General features: G+C 46.2%; 12 protein-coding genes. 2 read left to right on the top strand and 10 right to left on the bottom strand.

The features are described 5' to 3' along the window. Positions 1 to 322: 322 nt before the first annotated feature. On the bottom strand, positions 323 to 961 hold the full coding sequence (locus tag ACFSUF_RS04255) for a nitroreductase family protein (protein ID WP_377600480.1): 639 nt from the start codon (positions 959 to 961) through the stop codon (positions 323 to 325). Between the two features lie 545 nt (positions 962 to 1,506). Then, complete coding sequence (msrA, locus tag ACFSUF_RS04250; protein WP_377600479.1) at positions 1,507 to 2,463, bottom strand: peptide-methionine (S)-S-oxide reductase MsrA; 957 nt, start codon at positions 2,461 to 2,463, stop codon at positions 1,507 to 1,509. A 365-nt stretch (positions 2,464 to 2,828) separates the two neighbouring features. On the opposite strand from msrA, the gene ACFSUF_RS04245 reads away from it, so the two are divergent. Together ACFSUF_RS04245 and ACFSUF_RS04240 are read left to right on the top strand one after the other, a co-directional pair. Then, positions 2,829 to 3,380, top strand: a complete 552-nt coding sequence (locus ACFSUF_RS04245) for a pyridoxamine 5'-phosphate oxidase family protein (RefSeq protein WP_377600477.1) — start codon at positions 2,829 to 2,831, stop codon at positions 3,378 to 3,380. A 106-nt stretch (positions 3,381 to 3,486) separates the two neighbouring features. Then, positions 3,487 to 3,903: a VOC family protein gene (locus tag ACFSUF_RS04240; protein WP_377600475.1), complete on the top strand. Its 417-nt coding sequence runs from the start codon at positions 3,487 to 3,489 to the stop codon at positions 3,901 to 3,903. A 694-nt stretch (positions 3,904 to 4,597) separates the two neighbouring features. Here ACFSUF_RS04240 and ACFSUF_RS04235 read toward each other — a convergent pair. The 8 genes from ACFSUF_RS04235 to ACFSUF_RS04200 all read right to left on the bottom strand — a co-directional run bounded on the left by ACFSUF_RS04235 (position 4,598) and on the right by ACFSUF_RS04200 (position 21,859). Continuing rightward, the gene (locus ACFSUF_RS04235) at positions 4,598 to 5,407 is read right to left on the bottom strand and encodes a DUF2935 domain-containing protein (RefSeq protein WP_377600473.1); all 810 of its coding nucleotides are present in this window, start codon (positions 5,405 to 5,407) and stop codon (positions 4,598 to 4,600) included. 254 nt (positions 5,408 to 5,661) lie between these two features. Then, positions 5,662 to 6,186: an AAA family ATPase gene (locus ACFSUF_RS04230; protein ID WP_377600471.1), complete on the bottom strand. Its 525-nt coding sequence runs from the start codon at positions 6,184 to 6,186 to the stop codon at positions 5,662 to 5,664. A 149-nt stretch (positions 6,187 to 6,335) separates the two neighbouring features. Then, positions 6,336 to 7,721, bottom strand: coding sequence for an MATE family efflux transporter (locus ACFSUF_RS04225; RefSeq protein ID WP_377601718.1), 1,386 nt, complete (start codon positions 7,719 to 7,721; stop codon positions 6,336 to 6,338). A gap of 1,039 nt (positions 7,722 to 8,760) precedes the next feature. Beyond that, positions 8,761 to 15,090 (bottom strand): carbohydrate-binding protein, encoded by a 6,330-nt coding sequence (locus tag ACFSUF_RS04220; RefSeq protein WP_377600469.1) that lies wholly within the window; start codon positions 15,088 to 15,090, stop codon positions 8,761 to 8,763. Between the two features lie 79 nt (positions 15,091 to 15,169). Next, positions 15,170 to 16,681 carry an ABC transporter substrate-binding protein gene (locus tag ACFSUF_RS04215; RefSeq protein WP_377600467.1) on the bottom strand — a complete coding sequence of 504 codons (1,512 nt, stop codon included), beginning with the start codon at positions 16,679 to 16,681 and terminating at the stop codon, positions 15,170 to 15,172. Positions 16,682 to 16,806: 125 nt separating this feature from the next. Beyond that, positions 16,807 to 17,691, bottom strand: a complete 885-nt coding sequence (locus tag ACFSUF_RS04210; RefSeq protein WP_377600465.1) for a carbohydrate ABC transporter permease — start codon at positions 17,689 to 17,691, stop codon at positions 16,807 to 16,809. 17 nt (positions 17,692 to 17,708) lie between these two features. Beyond that, positions 17,709 to 18,641, bottom strand: coding sequence for an ABC transporter permease (locus ACFSUF_RS04205; RefSeq protein ID WP_377600462.1), 933 nt, complete (start codon positions 18,639 to 18,641; stop codon positions 17,709 to 17,711). A gap of 155 nt (positions 18,642 to 18,796) precedes the next feature. Beyond that, positions 18,797 to 21,859: an alpha-mannosidase gene (locus ACFSUF_RS04200; RefSeq protein WP_377600460.1), complete on the bottom strand. Its 3,063-nt coding sequence runs from the start codon at positions 21,857 to 21,859 to the stop codon at positions 18,797 to 18,799. Positions 21,860 to 21,873 lie beyond the last annotated feature (14 nt).

Raw genomic sequence — 21,873 nt, 5'->3', positions numbered from 1 at the left:
CGGATGGATATCTTTTTATATAAGGAAACCATGCCAAGTTGGCGTCGAAGAATTCAGCCAGCTTCTCATCCACCTTTTCCGTTAAGGTATTCAAGTCCGAAGTAAGCATCACGATCATGCAGGTGCAGTACATATCGACAGGGATACTGAAAATTATAATATATCTTCTTATTTTCTCCAAATTGTTCTGCGTCTCAGTGTCAATTTGAGCGACAGTATCAACGAGTTCCCGATGATATCTGGTGATTAGCGCTTCTCCTAAAGTCTCCTTACTCGGAAGATGGTACCTAATGCAGACATGTTGAAATTTCCCACTGAGAGATTATTTATACCAAAAAGTTACCTGTTCTACCGGTAGACGGGTTGTTTGATGACCGGGTTTAACCCCTTTGCCTATGGTTACTAGTGCCATAACCACATAACGGTCTTCAACTCCAAATTCCTTGCTGAATCTTTCTTTATCAAAACCGCTCATGGGATTGGTCTCATAATTTCTGGCCCTTGCCGCTAACATAAGCTGCATCGTCGCGAGACCGGCATCAAAAGTAACAAGCTCTCTCAAATTCTCGTTACTCAACCGTGAAAACAATGCGGAATAATTTTTGACAATAGTATTTTTTACCTCATGTGTCATATACCCTTTCTCTGCTGCTTCCCCATATATTACTTCAGCTTTCGTATGACCTTCCAGATCACCTAGTATGGCAATGACAACAGAGGCAGATTTCACTTGGGCTTGATGATTTGCAATAGGGTATAAACGGTTTTTGGATTCTTCATCATGAATGATCATATATCGTGTTGGTTGAAGATTGCCTGCAGATGGCGCAATTAAAGTGTCTTGAATGATTTCCTCTACTTCTTCCTTTGTCATCTTGTAAGCAGAGTCATATTCCCGCACAGATCGCCTTCCTCTAACAATGTCAAAAAAATTAACGTTATAATTTGTATCGGTTTTCACTTCACATCATCCTTTCCTCATCCGTGCGTATAGCATAATCCAAATCTTCTGCAATCAACAGTACCCACTTATTTGTTACATAGTCACCATAAAGTAACAAATGTTACGGTTTAGGTCGGGCAAATCGGTATTACCGTGAATTCCCTGATCTAATCCGCCAAAAAATTAACGTCCATCAACTGCATTCGTCTTATTCCTGCTTACCGGGTCATATAACTCATGTATGGAATCTAATCAACGACGAAGAGTGTTACAATAGGTTATTGTGTAATGGTGGAACGAGGAGTTAAATACCGGCCTCCACCCTCTGGACAGGCGTGACGAAGGAATGAAAGGGCAACGACCCGTCGAGAAATGGGAGTGAAAGCTTCCGGAGGTATGTGGAGCAGCGTGCAGCAGAACAACAAAAAAAGGAGCGAAACCTCGCCCCTTCTGTTCCCGCATGCCTTTCAGTTGCCGAATTTGACGGTACCAAGCCTTTTCTGTCCAAAGAATGAAATATCCATTGGTGAGATCCTGCGAATAAGCACGAAGTTGACGCTCCATTATGCAAAAAAGGGCATATAGCGGCCGTACCCTTCCGTCTTCAATTGTTCTACCGGAATAAAGCGTAAAGAAGCGGAATTGATGCGGTATTGAGGTTGGTTACGATCTTGGACTAAGTGACCCAAATGCGATTTGGATATTCGACTGCACAGCGCCGTTCGCACCTGACCGTTGCTTAAGTCGGCTTCTTTCCGAATCCAGCCCTCTTCGATGGGCTTTGAGAAAGTTGGCCAGCCGGTTCCCGCATCGTACTTGTCCCTGGAGCTGAACAACGGATCGCCGTTTATGACATCGACATAAAGCCCCTCCCGTTCGTTATTCCAATATGTGTTCTGAAACGCAGGTTCTGTCTCCCTATTCTGTGTAACGTTATATTGAAGCTCCGTTAACTGCTGACGCAGTTGATCCTTGTCTTTCTTCGTATTCCAACTTCGTTCGAAGAATTCTTTTCGTCCGCTGCCGTCATGATACAAATTGTAGGATCTTCGGTGCGTATTGTAATAATCCTGATGCTCATCCTCTGCAGGAAAGAATTGCACCGCGGGTACGATCTCGGTCAAAATAGGCTTCTTGAATCGTTTGCTCTTCTGCAACGCTTGCTTAGAGGATTCTGCCTTCTTGCGCTGTTCCTCATTATGTACAAATATCGCAGTTCGGTATGATGAGCCACGGTCCCCGAATTGCCCGCCACGATCAGTGGGATCAATTAGCTGCCAATAGATGTCAAGGAGTCGCTCATAAGGAAACAACTCCGGCTGAAATGTAATTTGAACAGCTTCGACATGACCTGTCGTTTCCGTACCGACTTCTTCGTAGGTCGGATTTATGGTATGGCCACCTGTATACCCGGAAACGACAGAATCAATCCCGGGAAGTTTGTCGAACGGCTGCACCATGCACCAGAAACAGCCTCCTGCAAATGTAGCGATCTCTATCCTCTGATTTGAGTTATCCATTACTTATACACCACCAATGTAGATTATCGAGGATTTGACCATTTTGCACAAGGAGTCGCTTCATGGTTTTGACCCCAACAAAGTAGTGACTCATGCTCATACCACCATTTCTGCCGTTCTTATTAGTAACATTGTATGTTCTGTCGGGAATGAGATCAAGTTCTTGTCAATTTCGGAAATGAGATAAAGTTCTTGTCATTTGGTTTTAACAAGAACTTTATCCCATAAATGCAAAAAGCCGCGATTTTCGCGTCCTTTCATGAGATAATGTTCTTGTTCCCCGACACCCAATATGCTGCATACATCAGAGTTCATTCAAGTTGAAAAATAAAAAATCAAAATAATATTATGAAGGTGATTCTATCATGTTCCCTATCCGAGTACAGAGACGCACAGCTACCGATACAGCAAAAATTCAGAACTTCCTTGCACGGGCCCAGACCGGTTTTCTGGGATTATCATCTGAAGGAGTTCCTTACGTAATCCCGCTAAACTTCGTTTGGTTGAACGATGCCATCTACTTTCACGGCGCCCAAGAAGGCCGCAAAATCTCATATATTGAGCATAACCCCTTGGGATGCTTTACAGTCGGCGAAGATTACGGGACGATCACGGACGTGGTACCTGCCAACACGGATACCGCCTATATGAGCGTTATTATTGAAGGAACTATAACCCTGGTAAACGATAGTAACGAGGCTACAGATGCCATGCAGGCCATGCTGGATAAATATGTGCCAGGTTATTATGACCGTCCTCTTGCAAAAAGCCATCTGGAGCGGTATGTGTCTTCTTTAGGAAGTAAAACGGCCGTGTATAAGCTGGCCGCAGCTTCCCTGTCAGCTAAAGAGAATGAGCCGGTACCATCCAAAATGTATTATGAAGGCAGGACCATCCATACAGACCGGGCCAAATAAACAAAAAGTAAGTCCCTGCTATTTCCTTACCGTTGACCGATGAATTCCCGGATCGGCTGTCGTCTATATATACGAAGTCATAATTTGACAAAGAGGTGTTTTGAAAATGGCATTAACGTCCTCATTCACGAGTTTCAACCTGCCTGTAAAAAACGTAGAACAATCGAAAGCGTTCTTCACCGGACTCGGATTTGAGCTCAACCCGCAATTCCCCGAGAACGAGAATTCGACAGCCATCGTGATCGGCGACAACCTGCAGGTCATGCTGATCAATCAAGCATTCTTTACTACGCTCACGGAGAAGGAATCCGTGGATACGAGCAAGTATGCGCAGATGACGATCGCTTTGGCGTTCGAGAGCCGCGAAAAGGTCGATGAAATCGTGAATACCGCGGTCTCCATGGGCGGGAAATTGCATGCTGAACCTGAAGATCATGGGTTTATGTATCATTGGGGATTCGTAGACTTGGACGGCCATCTGTGGGCCATTAACTGCATGAACATGGAAGCGGAACAAGGTTAAGGTACTATATTTTTGTCAATCGACAACAAACAAGGACTTTCCAATAAAAGGAAAATCCTTGTTGCGTTACTCAGTCAGTCCTACTATGTTTAGCGAAACCAAACATGAATGCCCCCTACTCTTACACAATGGCGACCGGACGAGCCAGCCCGCACTTTATGGCTTCGACGGTATTCTCAACTCTTAATCAAGCCAACCGGGCCATTCTCTCTTTGAAGCAATAATCAAATTAAATAACTCTTCGGCGTCATCTATATAGAATAATCTTAAGGACAATTCATGATTTATCTTATGAATTAGCATAGCCTAAAATCCACATAATAAATTCCACTTTATTCCTTTAGCTTAACGAGGCTGCCATACATATTCGTGGCAGCCTCGTCAGTTTCCTTTATTGAACTAACGTTCCCGTTAGCTTAATGAACTGAGCTTTTAATCACAAGATTCAAGCCTGTTTCGCAACGGCCGGCTGCTGTTTCATTCCAATCTTCCTTGCAAATTCATATCGTATGTATATTGTAGGGGTTTCAGTGCGCGTTACCTATTCGGCTAACCAACAATTTTGGATACATATCAATGAATGTGCAAGTTCTGGACAAAATAAAACCTGCCTCACGGCAGGTTCGTTCATTCTAAACATTCTAATTCTAACGCCGCCCATTCGGGCGAATAAGCTTCTACTCAATCCGGCTGATCAAGCTCGCGCCGATTCCGTCCGCGGCTTTGTCGGGTCGCATGGCGGAGATTTCACTTCCGTTGTCTGCGTCAGCTTCGTTAAGTAATAACATCCCTCGCGGGCCATGTGGTCGATCATTAACGGACTGATACCGCCCAACAGCTCCTTGTTCAGAGCCATTTCCTCCAATTCCCGCAGAAACTTTAAGAACGTGTACATCTTATACTCGATCTCCCTATGGAACCTGGCCAATGCCGGAAATTGAGAAATATTCGTTCGCAGGTATCCCGCATATTCGACGGCCTCCACATAAAACTCTTCCCATGCCATTGCAAATTCGTGGCCGCGCTGCTTCAAATTTTTCTCGGTGAAATCAGATCTGTCGCGGACCGCCCCGGCGTGGGCAGCCGCATCGAGAAGCCAAAGAAGATCATGGTGGAGCGGATGAGCTTCGGGTGACTTGCCTTGGGCAAGAGCCCTCAGTACTCTAATCGCTTCTAACCCTTCGCTTACCTTGTGATTAAAGAAAGTAGGAGGGAGACCCGTTTTTATATTTCCGGTTAAACGACCTTTCAGAAGCGACAATGTAAACGGATGAAATTGCTCGCTGGCAACCGCCGATTCCTGCAATAACGATACCAGCTTTTGGTCGTCCAGGGGTTGCCTCGACCGGAGAAGAAGTTGATCAAAACGCTGAGTAAAAGCATTCGACGTCGCCAATCGGTTTGTTTCGTCCGGCGCAAAAGACTCGCTGTAAAACCGGCTGTGGTCACCCATTATCTGCATCCAAAATCTTAATTCAAACAATGCTTCTTCACGAAAATCCATCCGTCATATGACCCCCAAGTAAAATGTGTCTTTGCCAGTATATGACATAGGCAAGTACCTATTTACTCGATGAAGGCATAACATCATAAGTTGGTTGAATCCAATCACGGAGACGATGGGGCAACATTCATGCCGCGGTTTATAGCGAATGAGATAAAAATACACTGCGGTCACTGTTAAAGACGTGCAAGGACTTGTCGCTGCATGACCTAATCAAACATTTACAGCCGGGTTGGTATTCGGTTTCGGATTTTCTAACCCTGTATCCGATATCTGACATTTTTTATGATTTCTTCAGCAAGTTCAACCGGATTCTTACCATCGGTGTCCAGCAGGAATGGCTCATTTGTCGGTGACGCCATCAATTTGTTCCGAAGGAAGAGCGAGCGGTGGATAGATTGCGCATCTCCTCGCTGATAAAGTCGAGCGGTAAGGTTGTCAGGTGCCGCGTGCAGCACAATATAATGGAGCGTTACCTCGAGATCCGATAGTTGGTTAGTGAACCATTGAAGTTCATCTTCGACGACGAAATCGATAACCACGTCTAGCCCGTTCAGGAGAAAATTCCGCGTCACCGCGACGATATTAAGCCATGCCAGTCGGAGTCGTTCCTCCCATGGCGGTTCGGTCTCCCCTCGGTAGACATGGAGAAGGAGATCACCCTCAATCAAGACACATTGGTTCATCGCATTAGCCAGAGTCTTGGAGACGGTTGATTTCCCTACACCAAGTGGACCAGAGATAAGATAGACGGTTCCTGATTTTTTGCTGAAATACATAGTATCTCCTCCCCCATGATTCGTATTGATAGGAAATTTCGTCACTCTATTTTAAATTGAAACATCGACAGCCGGGACGAAATGTCGGACTATGATAAAAAAGCTACAGGTACCAGTGAAGGCCCCGCAGCTTTTTAAGCTTGTTAAAGTCATGCTTCCATACCGTGGGATACAGGTGCAGGTTCAACCAATGATTGTCGCTGCCATACTTTGCTTTTCCAGCGGAACCACATGATAATTCCCCGCAGCCATTCATCAGAGGCAATGGCGAGCCAAACGCCCGGCAAACCCATATCCCAATGAAAGACAAACAAGTATCCAAGCGGGACACTAATGCCTACCATCGTTAAGAACCCAATGTAAACCGTGAATTTGGCATCCGCGGCCGCTCGGAGAGAGTTAACTAACACCAGGTTCAGCGACCGCCCTGTTTCAAGGACAATGCTTAGCACCAGAATTTGTGCCGTCATGCGAATGATTTCCCCATTATCCGTAAACAAGCTTACAAGCGGATAACGGAACAAGATCACCGCCAAATCCACTAAGACAGTAAGGAGAAGGCTCCATTTCACACTAGTTAGAACACGTTTATAAGCTTCGTCCTTAAGGCCTGCTCCTATAAGTCTCCCGGCAATAATAGAGGTTCCCATCCCGATGGCTGCACCAAACAAATATATATATTGTGATACTGCCATTGCATATTGCCTTGAAGCAAGAGCCTCTGCACCTAGATAAGTAACATAATAAATAAAGACAATTTGGCAGCAATGATAAGTGACTTGCTCCAGAGCAGAGGGGATGCCGACTTTTAATATTTTGCCCATGTATTCTTTGGATAACGTTACATAATCTTTTATTACCATTCGTACTTCCATAATTCTGTATAACATCCAAATGAAAACAAGGAGTGCGATACTTCTGCTAATTACAGTGGATATAGCCGCACCAGAAACGCCCAACTCAGGAAACCCCATTTTGCCGAAAATCAAAATATAATTCAGCGTAATATGAAGGACGTTCATACCGAGAGAGATATACATGGACTGCTTCGTAAACCCGAAGGTACGAATCATGCTTGAAAACACGTTGATCAACGCTTGGATGAAAATGAATCCGCCGACAGTCTGCATATAAGTCTTAGCATAGGCGAGAACTTGACCCTCCAAATTCATACTGTTCAGCAGTTCATTTCCAAAAAGAAGAATGCCCCCGCTAACCGTCAGGCCGAGTACCAGGTTCATAGTTATGGAGACCGCTACAATCTTTGTTGCTTCCTGATACCGTTTGGATCCAATGTATTGGGCGACAACAATGGAAGCTCCGTTGCTGATTACTTCCATAATCAAAATGCAGATGAACATATATTGATTTACAATGCCGACAGCGGATACGGCGTCATCGGACACCCCGCTGATCATGAGCGTATCTGCTGTACCCATCAGCATAAACAAGACGATCTCCAGAAATATAGGCCAAGTGAGCTGGAACAGATTAAACGAAACTTGCTGTGATGGTTTAGGCTCGGAGCGTTCCATTTTCATAAGAGTACCTCTCTTGTTGGTGTCTTGTTTGAGCAATAAACGTATGGTATCACAGCAAGATCAGGGGTGCATTAAGTTTTTGGGGATTTACCGGTCATTTCCTATAATAACTATACAACAATTTTACCGCAGACATGCCTCTGCGACAGAGCTGTTAATGCTTCAGGAACTTCTTCCAACGATTTCACCCGACTGATCATAGAGGTAACCTCTCCAATCCCGGGCTGGGAAGCGGGAGCTCGGTCATTTACATCAAATCCGGTTTACCAGGTGCAGGTGTTAGCATTTCGTGCAGTTGATTCCCTATAATCTGATGATTATTCACGTTCATCCCCCTGATTCACCAGCTGTCGCACTCGCTTTAGAAAGATTTTCCATATTAATTGATCCAATGTCTGGTAATGAATATTTATAAGTAAGCTATCTCCAAGCAATCCTGCCCTTTAGCTTAACGAGGCCTGCCTACAAATTCGGGCAGCCTCGTTAGTTTCCTTTATTGGGCTTTCGTTCTCCGTTAACGTAATAAAACTTATTTAACTTTAGTTATCAGTTATTTTTCTCGCAAGACTAATTTGACTATTCTATATCCAAAAAGGCATACAAGTACGACTCCTATTGTTCCCAGTATTTTATGGATAAGACCATCTATCAAGTCTCCTCCGCTCAATGCATTTAACACTTCACTTACAATAAAAATATGTGGTTGAGGTAGAAGCATCAGAATTACTCCAACAATAAATCCAATAAAAAGATTAATAATTTTAGGCAGACTAAACTCACTCCTAAATAAGAGAATATGATTAATGTTTTAATTCAATTTAGACCTACAAATATTGGAAGTATCCTGCCCGTTACTTCAACAAAGGCTGCCGTACATATTCGCGGCAGCCTCGTCAATTTCCTTTATTTAACTACCGTTCCCGTTAGATTAACGACGATAGGCTTATGCTAGTGATAAGGTACACAATAAATTATTCTCCAACTTCATAGAATGCCTAGGCTGTATCCCTAATGTTTTATTACAGCTGACCAGCTATAACTTTAAGGTTAAAGCAAGATTATAGAGAGCTTGGGTGGTTTCGGCACGAGTTGTCAAGGCACTCGGCTGGAAGCGGTTATCCCCTGTACCCCTCATCAATCCAACCTTCACTGCTGCTCCCACATCTGCCTTCGCCCATTCCGAAATGAATTCGGCGTCCGAAATATGAAGCGAATCTCCGAGTGTCTGCATGCCGCCCGCAAATACATAGGCACGGAACAGCATGGCAGCCATTTCCTCACGGGTTATGGTTTCATCGGGGTCAAAGACCGTTGCCGAACGTCCATTCACAAGCTTTGCCCCATAGGCTGCACTAACTGCTTCAGCGTACCAGTCGTCCGAAGCGACGTCGGTAAATTCATTGTTAGCTGAGCCCTTTAAATTCAGGAGACGAATCAACATGGCTGTGAATTCCGCTCGGGTCGTCATGCCTTCCGGACTAAATTGCTCGTTGGTCCGTCCGCCTACGATGTGCTTGGCTGCCATTACCTTGATGGCATTGTTATACCATGCATTCGTGGGAACATCCTTGAAGCTTTTATCCGTTTCCATGACTGCATAGGTGCTGAAGTGCTTAAGGTTGACAATCAGTTTCTTATTGATTTTATCCGCCTTGCCGCCGACATACTCCCAAGTCTTTGCGGATTCATTGTAGTAATAGACACCGAGCAGGTCTTCATTCATACCTTCTGACTTATACGGCAGATAGGCGGTTACCGGCAGAGCAAAAGCGTCAAGCTTGTATGCTTTGCCTTCCTTCGAAACTGCGGCCAACTCAAAGCTGTACATATCGCCCGATACTTTCAGCTTAGTCCCCCCTGCAGGCAAGTGAGCAGAAGCCGGATGGGTTGCAGTTTCAATCCGCAGGATAATCTGGGCATCTTTCTGGGAATCCACATCCAATAACTCTCTGAGTGCCTTCAGCGTGTCCGAGTCAATCAGTATAACAATCTTGTCTTTCACGATTTCCAGTTTATTTCCTTTTAAGATTTCGGAGGCCTGAACAGGAAGCAATACTTCTTTCTTGCCTGCCGTGATTTCAACGCTTACCTTTGTACCCTTGTCTTGCTTCAGGCTCTCCTCATTCACTACCTGCTGCTCCGGTTTAGGTCCGTTGTTGCCATTCCCTGGAGAGGTGTATACAGGGGCTGGATCTACAACCACATTAACCGTCCACACCTGTGTAGTTCCATCCTCTGCGGTTACGGTATAGGTAACCGGAGCTGTGAAGCTCCTCGCTGTTACCGCAACCGGTGACAGAGCCGCTTTTTCCGAGACTGCGATACTTGGAACCACATCCGTAAGGTCGGTTCCGTAAGGTACTTTCACGTTCACTTCGTAGCTTTCCGAATTTATAGTCCCGCTGTGCCCGTCAATAGCGAAGTTTAAGATCGCCTTGGCGCTGCTCGGAACCGGAGGCGCCGGGTCCACGTTAACGGTAACCGTCCACACTTGTGTAGTTCCATCCTCCGCTGTTACGGTATAGGTAACCGGTGCTGTGAAGCTCCTCGCTGTTCCCTCAACCGGTGACAGAGTCGCCTTTTCCGAGATTACGATACTTGGAACCACATTCGTCAAGTCGGTTCCGTAGGGTACTTTCACGTTCACTTCGTAGGTCGTGCCCGTCACGGTACCGCTATGTCCGGCAATGGCAAAGTTCAGGATCGCTTTTTCACCGCTCTGTACAGGCGGGGTTGTATTCATATTGTAATAGATACGGAACCAATCAATATTACCGAAGCCCACACCGTTCTTGAAGATGAAATAGAGATCATGTGTACCTGTTCCACCTGTTAGATCTACGGATTGTACGGCAAAGGTTCCCCATCCGCCTGTGCTGACCGTTGTAAAAGTTCCCAGTAAAGGACCATCGATGCTATCCGCGCGGATCTCCATCAACTCACCCGCTTGTGTATCAGGCAGCGCAAGCTTCACATCCGCTTTATATGCACCTGCATGCAAATCCACATTTCTATAGACCAGATAATCTCCTTCGTCCACGTCCCCGATAAACTCTCCATGGTTAGTAATGTTACGGGATTCATCGGCAGCCTCCGCTTCTAACTTAATCGAAGGAATGAGATAGGGATAAGTATACAACTTGAAGGAATTCAAATTTCCTATACCGTAGCTCCCTTTAAATACCAGGTACAAATTATGAATACCGCTTCCGCCGGACAGTGGAACGGATTGATCCTGGAAATCCCCCCAATCAGCGGTGCCTGTTGTTGATAAAGTCCCCAATAAGGGCCCATCAACACTGTCCAAACGAACTTCAATCTTCTGTCCTTCCTGGGAGCTGGGCAAACCGATATTGAAATCAATCTTCCCGGCACCAGCCTGTAGATCGATATTGTTGTAAACCAAGTAATCGCCAGCATCCAATCCGCCGATCGAGCCGCCATAGTTGGTCACTCCTGACTCACTGCTGTATGACTCCGCTTCGATAGCAACAAACCTCATAGCCGGTTTTGTCTTCACAGACAAGGGTGCACTAAGACCCGATTCTAAACCTACTGCATCCTTTGCCTTTACGGTGTACTGATAGGTTGTATCTGCTGTAAGCCCATTATCAACATACTGTGTAGAAGGTGTCGAACCGACCTTGGTACCATTCCTGTAAACATCATAGCCTTCTACCCTCATGTTGTCCGTCGAAGCCGTCCATGAAATTTGGGCGGATGTATCCGTTGCCGCATCCAGAGACAGATTGGCCGGTACCGAAGGCGATATCGTATCATTAATAGCCTGGATACTTACGTCCTTCACAATAGCCTGTGTGACCGTACGGTCAGGAAGCTTTGACTTCCCTCCAGCCTGTAAGGCAACGCCAACCAGTGTAGAGTTGTTCATCCCTGACACGGTATGGGTCGCTCCGACTTTCCAGGTTCCGTCCTTCCAATAATAGCCTGTAAATTGATTGCCGATCCGTTCCAATTTGATCTTGGCGGGCAATCCGATATATGGGAAGGAATTCACATACCAGGAAGTGGCCCCATCCCGATATACCATGAGCCCTCCTCCACCGGCCTTAACACGAAAATCCACGTTTCTTGAGGAGTTGCTGTCTTCCTCCCGGAACATAAGGGATAACGCGGCATCATCTGAACTGTTAACCAAGGAATCTACAGATGCCTCAATACTCACAACCGCGCCGCTGACCCCCTGCTTATAAACATAAGTAATATCATCTTGTGCATCCCAAATATCATTGCCGGTACTTCCTACCCGGAATGAATTCGTTGTGGAGGAATACGATGCCAATCCATCTACCGGATGATTGGAGTTTACAGCCTGCCCCTCTGCAGTGAGTGTTCTAGTATAGTTTGCTATACTCCACTTTGCAGGCAGATTTGTAACCGATGGATATACGTAAATCGGTATAACTTGCTTTTTGGTCATACCAAACAACGTAACGCTAACTTCAATTTGGGCATCCCCTTCCGTTAAGCCCGTAACCAATCCGCTTGCGCTAACACTAGCGATGGATGGAGTTAGACTAGTGTATGTCACTGCATTCGCTAGATCCGCAGTACTGCCGTCCGTCAATTTCCCGCTGACAGTTACCATAGCGGAGTCTCCCGCCTCCAGAAGAGAATCAGCAGCGGATGCGCTAATTTGCTGCAGTACCTCATTATAAATTTGGACAGGGACCGATGCGCTTTTGGTTTCATTCCCGATGGTTCCATGAATAGTGATCGTTGCGCTGCCTTGGGATAAGCCTGTCACCAAGCCAGATCCATCAACAGCAGCAACTTCAGGCTTATCCGAGCTGAAGGTGGTGCTGTCCAGCGGAACGTACATACCCAGCTTGGTCTTGCCAACGGGAATCACCGAATTGCTGTTGTTCTTCTGCATTACAATTGAAGGAGCTCCCAACCATTCGATGCTCTCGAGGTAGTCCTCGACCAACACATCAATATCCGTTTCCTTCGTAACGCCGTCCTTTGTTGCCGTAACATGGATTCGGGCAACGCCGTGAGCCACGGCTGTTACAACACCAGTATTGGAAACGGCGGCCACATCTTCATCGTTGCTGCTGTACACAATGGATGCGGAACCAAGATCAGCTACAAAGCCTTTGGCCGATCTGCCAAGCAGTGATAATTGGGCTTGTTGTCCGGCATTCAGATTTATGCTTGCACGGTTCACGGTATCCGTGCTTTTCTTCACGAACAATTGCGCAAGCGCATCGTTGGGATCTGTGTATTTGAAAGTGGATTTTACTCCGATATCCTGCAGGTTGATGTCTTGTATGCCAAGCTTATAAGCAGGTGATCCATACTGAAACCGGTAATCCTGTTCATCCGGGTTCATAAACATTGGATCCGCAGTCATAGAAAGCCGATCCAACGATTTGCCTGGAAGCTGTGTCCAATCTTCAAGTGTACGTGCAGTCAGTACCCTGTCCTTATCAGGTTTCATCGTATATAGGCCATCCGGATGATAAAACAGGTTTTTGTCAGAGCTTGCAATCACATGTTCGCCCCATAAATACGGGCCGAAGAGGTGGGTGGAGTTATTGTTATACACAACATTATGCGCATACTCATAACGGCCTTCGGTTTCAAGGGTGCCGAATACATCGCCTTTAACCGGGTGTGTATTATTATTCGCAATCATATTATTGATCGCTTTGTTGTCCCTGCCTTTAAACATGATAATATCCTGTAATGGACCTGTTCCGGATTGATTCAAGTGCTCAATAATATTGTTGCGTATTGTAAACCCGCTGGAATAATCATCAAGATAGATACCGTTTCCGCCGTAATGCTCAACCAATTGACTGTCGTGGATTCGGTTGTTCTCAATGATGTTGCCATAATCTGATCCCCATGATTCAAAAACACCGGTATCTTCTGACTCCTTGTTAACATCGTACATGTCGTTAAACTTGATAATATTGTCCTGCGTATGCGTGAAGTCCCTTACGTTTGCCTCTGTCACCGGAATTCCATCGATCGTAGCACCAATCAAGTAATTGGGAGCCAAACTCTTAATACTGATGGCATACCTCTTGCTGTCATGAATAGTATTGTACGAAATTTCATTGGACGCGGAATTGTTGAGCCTGATGCCGCCTGCATGCCCGCCTAACGTACCAATATGATGAATATGATTGTTCGTAATGGTATTGTTCTTGTTGATATTTTGACTTGTGCCCATTTCATTCCACATATAAATACCGTTGAACCCTGTATCATGGATTTCATTCCCGGAAATCGTAATATGCTGCACCCAGAGATCAGCTGTAATCCCATTGGCTCCGGTATTCTCAATCTTGGAATCTTGGATTTTAATATCACTCGCATTCCTCAGGTATACAGCGGCATAACGGTCATCCTCATATTCACCGATCTCCTCGGTTACATCGGAATTCCGGACCGTTAAACCTCTGAGCTCAATATGCTTAACGGGATTGGAGGAAGAAGTGCCCCTGAATTCGAAAATATTTTTCGTTTTGGCAGCTACAATCACCTGATCCTCAATCGGTCCCGCAGATCTGGGATAGTAATAAAGGTCACCCTGAGTTGAATCCAGATAAAATTCGCCCGGGGCATCCAGAAATTCCTTCGCCCCTTGCAGAAAATACTTCGAGCCGGGTCCCATTTCATATTGTGTATCGCGGGTCCAACTTAGGATCCGGTTCGTATAATCAACGGAAGTAATCGTCCTCGTGCTGGATGACCATGCTTGAATACCCAGCTCCAGTCCGGGCCAAGTAAATATCTGCAAGCCTGTAAAATCCGCAATACCAGGTACGTCGCCTTCTTTAAATTTCATCTTGCTTTTCTTCGCATCCGAAAGCATAGCTTCCGTATGGAGAAATCCGGAATTTGGCATTCTTGCCTTTATGCTTCGTACTCCGTTCTCTTCCATATTGTGAAATACCCATCCCGTTCCGATATGGGCCTTGTAATAGCCGGTTCCTTCGACGGCTGACCAACCCGTAACTTTCTGGCCACCGTAAATTACCGGCGTCTCATTTGGGTAGTTTTCATATATTACCTGATGGCCGTTCATCCCGGAGTCGTTCTCATTAAAAACAATACTTGATTCCAGTTCATAATCGCCGCCGCGCAAATAAACGTGGATATCGGCCGTCATATTTAGTAAAAGAGGCCGAACAAACTCTCTTGCCTTGGTGATCGTTTTAAAGGGATGCGCCAGTGTGCCATCGCCTGTATTATCGTCCCCTGACGGGGAAATATAGATGTCTATTGCAGCAGCTGCTTTCGCACTTTGTGGAACACCAACACCTATGTAACCGCATACAATTGTGGCTGTTAAAATGATTGAAATCCACTTCCTCCAAAGAATCATGCTGCACCCTCCTTAGTATAAACAGACCCGCAAAGCGCTGCGTTGCGGTTTGCGGGTCTGTTGTGTGTTCGTTATTCGATTATTTCAGGCCTTTCTTCATAAAAAACTCGTCTAACTGCTTTTGCTCCTCAGCCAGAATCTTCTCGCGGCCGGCAGCTTTCAGCTTATCCGTGAAGATAGGTAAATATTTAGCGGGATCCAACGTACCGGTAAGCATCCCTCTGTTATATTCATCCATGATCGCGTTGAGGGCAGCTACTTCGGCTTTCACCGGGTCGGAATTGAAGACAAATCCGCGGGTAATCGGGTCCACAGCCGACTCATTCAGTTTCTTGGTCTTTTCCCAAACATCAGGTGCCATATCGCCTGTCAGGTATCCGATGAATTGGTTACCAAAAACCCAATCTGTAGCAGGGTTGTAAGCAGAATTTTCAACAGGCTGGACATAATTGTCCTTCACCTTCGTATAATGCTTGCCTTCAATGCCATGGGCCACAAGGTTAAACAGCTTCGGATCCGTATTCAACAGATCCAGGAACATCAGGGCGCGCTCCGGATGTTTGGAGGTTTTGCTGATCGCCGTCATAGCCGAACTTACTCCAGTGAACACAGGTTCCTTGTCCAGCGGCACATATATAACGTCATTGCCGCCCGACTTCGCCTTAATCTCCACTTCACCGCCCGGCTTCAACGTGTTGTTCCACATGGCAGCCCAGTTGCCTTTGGCTTGGATAGGGTCCAGGCTTTTGATCGTAGCCGCATCTTCATTGATATAGCCCTTGGTATACCAGCTGCGGGCAAGCTCCGTCAGCTTCTTGTATTCAGGTGTAAATTCAATCACATTCTGCTTATAGGTTTTGTCGTTCTTATAAATCCAGGTACTTGGCTCGAAGGCGTCAAACCAGATAAATCCATCTTTATTGATGAATGGAGTAATATCCTGCTCACCCTTTTTCACAGCTTCAAAGAACGGTTCCATGTCTTCCAGTTTATTGATTTTGCTTGGGTCCAAATTATATTTATCCGCAAACCGTTTCTGTACGACGAATCCATTGGCTTTTGCTGCAATCTGGTAGTTGGGGACCGCATAGATTTTGCCGTCAACCGCTTTCATATCTTCCCAGAAGGACTCCGGCATGATCTTATGGCGAAGGTTGGGAGCATGCTTCTCCAGCAGATCGGTAATGTCCAGTAACGCGCCTTTCTTCACATTCGGTTCATATTTTTGCAGCCAATCCCGGGTAATAAACATCATGTCAAATGTTTCATTTGCCGCTATAACCGGATTGAGCTTCTGATCGTATGATCCGAAATCGACAAACTTAAACTCGAGTGTAGTATTCGGAAGCTTATCTTCCAAGTATTTGTTGATTTCATCTGTAACTACTTGTTGATCCGGTTGGGCAGAACCGCCGGTAATATACCAAGTCAGGTTGGCGGGGCTCAACGTTTCAGCTGCCGGAGACGTTGATTCACCGGAAGTAGCCGCGGGGCTAGGGGAAGCGGTATTATTACTTTTGCTGCTGCATGCAGACAGGACGAAAACAGCACTTAATAACAGTAAAGAAGTCTTGGTTATCCATTTTTTCATTTAAATGACCCTCCCATGAACAATAAATTGTTTACAGAGTTCTCTCCAAACCATGTATAAATGATTATAGGGGTACTCCGATTTCACCTCCAGCCCCTATATTATCAATATTGGAAATAAACCTCTCAACCCTTCAGAGAACCTACAGTCAGACCCTTGACAAAATATCGTTGAAAGAAGGGAAAAATCACAAGCATAGGCCCGGCTGCCACGATGGCCATCGCCATCCGGGTAGAATCACTCGGAAGTTTTGAGGTATCGATGGACAAGCCCTGCGTGAACTCAGAGGAACTGGACAAAAACTCAAGATTATTCATAATACGCACCAGCAAAAGCTGAAGGGGCGCCAAACTGTCCTTATCGATATACAGCATCCCCGGAAACCAGGAATTCCAGAAAGCGAAGGAAATGATAAGCCCCAGTGTTGCCAATGCAGGCGCGGACAGCGGCAAAACGATGGTGAAGAATATACGGAACTCTCTTGCTCCATCCACTTTGGCGGACTCAAGAAGCTCGTGTGGAATTTTGGACATGAATCCCTTCATAAGCATGATGTTGAAGGGATTCAGCAAGTAGGGAATGATCAGAGCCCAAATCGTATCCTTCATATGAAGATACTGGGTGATTAGAATGTAACTTGGAACCAGTCCACCGCTGAACAGCATGGTAAAGTAAATATAGAAGGCCAGTTGCCGGTTGTATGCATAATCCCTGCGGGACATCGGATAGGCTGTTAAGGCCGTCATCAGCAAGCTCAGGAAAGTACCAACCAATGTAATGAAGGCGGTTACGCCATAAGCCCGGAAGATGATTTTGGGTGAATCGAAGATTAACTTATATGCTTCCAAGGACAAGGCATTGGGAATAAACCGGTAGCCGATATCCGTAATTGAATCCTGGCTGGACAGGGATACAATGATCACCAAGAGAAAAGGAAACAGGATCCCTAAGCATACGAGCAGGAAGAAGAAATTGATCGTAAAAGGTATGATTTTGGATTGTACTGACATATTCGGATCCCCCTTTCTCAAAAAAGTGAATTATCCTCGTTGAACCGGCGCACCAGGTAATTGGCGGAAACCACCATCACTAATCCGACTACGGACTGCAGAACACCGGTTGCTGCAGACATGCTGACATCCCCCAGCTGCCTTAATGCCCGATACACATAAGTATCGATGATGTCAGTTGACGAATAGGTAAAGGTAGAGTTGTTCGGGATAAAGAAGTGCAGCCCGAAGTCCCCGCGTATAATATTGCCGATTCCCATAATAAACAGGATCATAATCAGCGGTGTCAACAAAGGCAATGTGATCTTGGTCATCATCTGAAACCGGTTGGCTCCGTCCAGCCGTGCCGCTTCGTAATAATCATGATTGATTCCCAGAATACCCGCATAATAAATTAGTGTTCCGAAGCCCACTCCCTGCCATAAGGCAACGGTAGGAAGAATCGCGATCCATGGTGCGGATTCCAGATACCACTTATGAGGGTCCATGCCAATGGAAAGAAGAAATTGATTCAGGTACCCGTGTTTGTGCTCCAAAAAGGCATAGGTGATGTAACTCACCAGTACACTGGAGAGAAAGTATGGAAGAAACAGCACGGTTTGATAAATTTTGACGAAGAATTTGCCGATTTCATTTAACAATAGCGCGAAGATTAGTGCGAATGTCGTATTGATGATCATGTAAGTCAGGTTGTAGCCGATTGTATTCCTAATGATTCTCCACGCATAATCCGTTACAAAGAAAAACCGGAAATTGTCCAAGCCAACCCAGGCGCTATGCAGAAAACCCTGATCCACCCTGTAGTCCTGAAACGCGATGACTATTCCGATCATGGGAAGATAGGCGAATAATAATGTATAAAGAACTCCTGGCAGCGACAATATGGTAAGCTCAGAGTTGCGCATGAACCGATTGCGTTTTGTCATTCTCTTTGGGGTTGGATCACTCATGGTTGTTCGCCTCCACCTTCACTTTCTCTTTCTTTTCCTTGACCTCATCCTTGCATTTGTATCATGCACAAATTTCGGGCTCAGTCATAGTGTACATATTGTATTTTTGTGCTCTTTAGGATGTAGAATCCTGTTTTTTATGCGAACGGGAAAGCTTAATCGTGCAGCCATATCGTTACAATCTCAAACGGTCGGAACGGTAGATGCAAGGTACCCGATTCATAAGGGATTTCCAAGGGTTCTTCCTCCAGCGCATTGCAACGGTAAGCCTTGCAAAACTTATATTCTGCAGACAGCTTGGCCTCGGCTGCATTCCCGTAAGCTTCATACATTCGCAATACGATTCCATGACCCTTCTCTGCCATCTTGACGGTTTCTAGTACAATGCCTTCTCCCTCCAAGGAAATCCAGCTGTTCCAAGGGGCACTCCAAGCTCCTGCTTGTACCGTCACCCTATGATTTAGCCCGTATGCAGCCTGAACCACATTTCCGTTCCGGTAATCACCGTGATGAGGATAGATGGAATACGTAAATTCATGCCTTCCGATGTCCTGCAAGGGGTCGGGGTACTGTGCGGTTTTGAGCAGGGTAAGCCTCATCGTAGAGCCTTTGATATCCCCTCCGTATTTACTGTCATTCAATAGGGCTACGCCGTAAGCGCCGTCCGACAAATCCATCCATTTATGCATTGGGACTTCGAACTGTGCTTTCTCATAGCTGGTTCCCTTCCCTGTGGACCGGCTAACACTTCCCATGGAGGCATCGTAGACCGCTTCATTGGCCACAACCTTCACCTCGAACGCTGCCTTAAGCAAAATCCGCGGCTCTTTGAAGTCCATGTCCGTCCGAATATCGATACGGCGGCTTGTACGGTGGATGGAGATATATTGATGGATTATAGACTCACGGAATCGTCTTACTACCTTCATAGTCCAACGAATGGGCCCTTGCTCAATCAAGGCGATCTCACTTATCTCCTGGATAACATAACGTTTCATTTCGAAGTCTGAGAGGATGTTCCAGGAATCAAAGTAATCTCCGAGTTCGACAAATGCTTCCAGGCGATTCCCGGCTCCCTCAAGCACCTCGCGTTGACAGCTCTTGTCCAGGATACGCTTCATCTCGCCGTTGGAATCGAACTCAATCCGGTAATGCCCATTCTCCAGAACATACGGATCATCCATCGGGGTGGGGATATACCCGGAGATTCCATCGGCATTCCGGAGGGGTAATGTAAGTGTTTTTCCACCGAAAGCCGGAAGGTCCGAAGCCTCAATCAATATCTCCGCAGCTCCGCTTCTACCCCCTACGATTTGAACTTGCGCAGGGTCCAATTGATCTGCTTTTTCCATAGGCAGGCTGATTTGAACGGCTTCACTTCTTGGCCAGTTCAGCAGATTCCAAACCGTAAATCCTTCTCCGGGTAAGGTTAAGAAGTTCTGCGCTTCCTCCGTAATACTCTCCGCATCCTTTGCGGCCTCCCGATAGGACTCCCATACATCCTTTACCGCTTCGTGGACCAGAGAACCGGATATCGTATCGTGGAATTGATTGAACAAGACCGTCTTCCAGCCTTTGTCCAACCGATCATTGGGGTATGGGTATCCTTCACTGTTTGCCATTACGGAAAGTATCTCCGCATTTCGATACAGGATCTCGCATTCCCGGTTATATTTCTTTATAAGCGCCTGAGAGGTAAATACGCCCCGGTGATTCTCGAAGTAAATTTCCCCTGCATGAACAGGTGGCACTGGAATGCTTCGGTCAATCTCCTGCAGGCATTCCTCAATGGTCCCGTCTTTCACTTCAACGAGACTTTGCAGCTCCTGCATGACCCGCTTGTTTTGAATCATCTCTTCGCTGATACCGCCGCCGCCATCACCGAGGCCATATTGGATAAAGCCGACGGGAATTTCCCTTTGGTTCGGCCTGATACGCAAGCCAACGGCCTGGGAGAAGCCTGCCTCCCCCCCGTAGCCGACAATCATGAAATAGAATTTAATTTTGCTCCCGTCAATCCCTTGCCACTCACAGAAGGTATGGGGAAAGGGGTTTGTATCGTTCCATGCCAGTTTGGTCGTCGCAAAGTACTCGTAGCCGCACTCGCGGAGGATTTGGGGTAAAATTCCGGAAAAACCGAAGGTATCCGGCAAAAAACATACCTTGCTTCTTGGATAACCGTGTCCGTCCGTATAACGTTTCGCGTATAAGGTTTGCCTGATCAGCGATTCTCCGGAAGGAAGGTTTGTATCATATTCGACCCACAGGCTGCCCACTAGTTCCACTCGGCCCTCCCGGACCAATCCATCTATTTTCTGGAATAAGTCGGGGTAATGCTGTTCCAATGTCTCGATAATTTTGATCTGACTCTGAGAATAGACTGCCTCCGGATAACGGCTGAGCACATTCCATGTGTTGGATAATGTACGTTCCACCTTACGTACGGTCTCTATCCAACGCCACTTGAATACTAAATCCAAATGGGAATGTCCCATCATAATGGCCTTGGTGTACTTATACGGAAGCTTCATGCTGCGTACACCCTCCGTTATCCGTTGAATTCCTTCGGTAACGGATGAGACATAGGATTCCCGCGTTCCGCTGATGTCCAAATCAAGCAGCGTTTCGCGGAGCAGGGCGCTAATCCGGCCACACCATTCTTTCTCCTCTTCCAACTGGCTGACATCAAACAAATACCCCGCTAGCCGATAGAAATGCTCCACTGTACGGTTTTTGGAAACAAGCTTGGAGGTATTGAAAATATGGTGGTCATAAGAGACATCCTTTTGGCGTTCTATGTTTTCATAAGAATGGGCATGTCTGGTTGCTAGGACCCTTATCTTCAGGCAGTCCCCCGAGTTTGCCAAATCGCTCAAGTGCACATCCGAGTGTCCGTAATCCAGGCTGCCCCGGGCTTCGCCATTCACATAGACCTCGGCTTCTCCTCCAATGTCCATTGCCAGATACAGATTCCTTCCATTGAAGCAAACCGGGACACTGCAGTCCACAGTAAAGAAATACGTACTTCTCTCATCCCATCTGTCTCCCCAACCAATGGTCCCCTTACTGATATGTTCGTACTGCCCCGGACCCTTATAAAGAGTTTTCTCGTAGTTCCACTCCGGAATGGCTATCTGCACATCCGGGATACGACGACCCACTTCACGTATGGCGTTCCACACGGGCCAGTCTTTATGAAACAAATCGACCTTCTGCATCTGCAGCTCCTCCT

Origin of the sequence: Paenibacillus gansuensis (assembly GCF_042684925.1) — a bacterium.
Classification (GTDB): domain Bacteria; phylum Bacillota; class Bacilli; order Paenibacillales; family DY6; genus Paenibacillus_N; species Paenibacillus_N gansuensis.
Note: the sequence above shows the minus strand (reverse complement) of the source record. Positions and strands in the feature narration are given on the sequence as shown.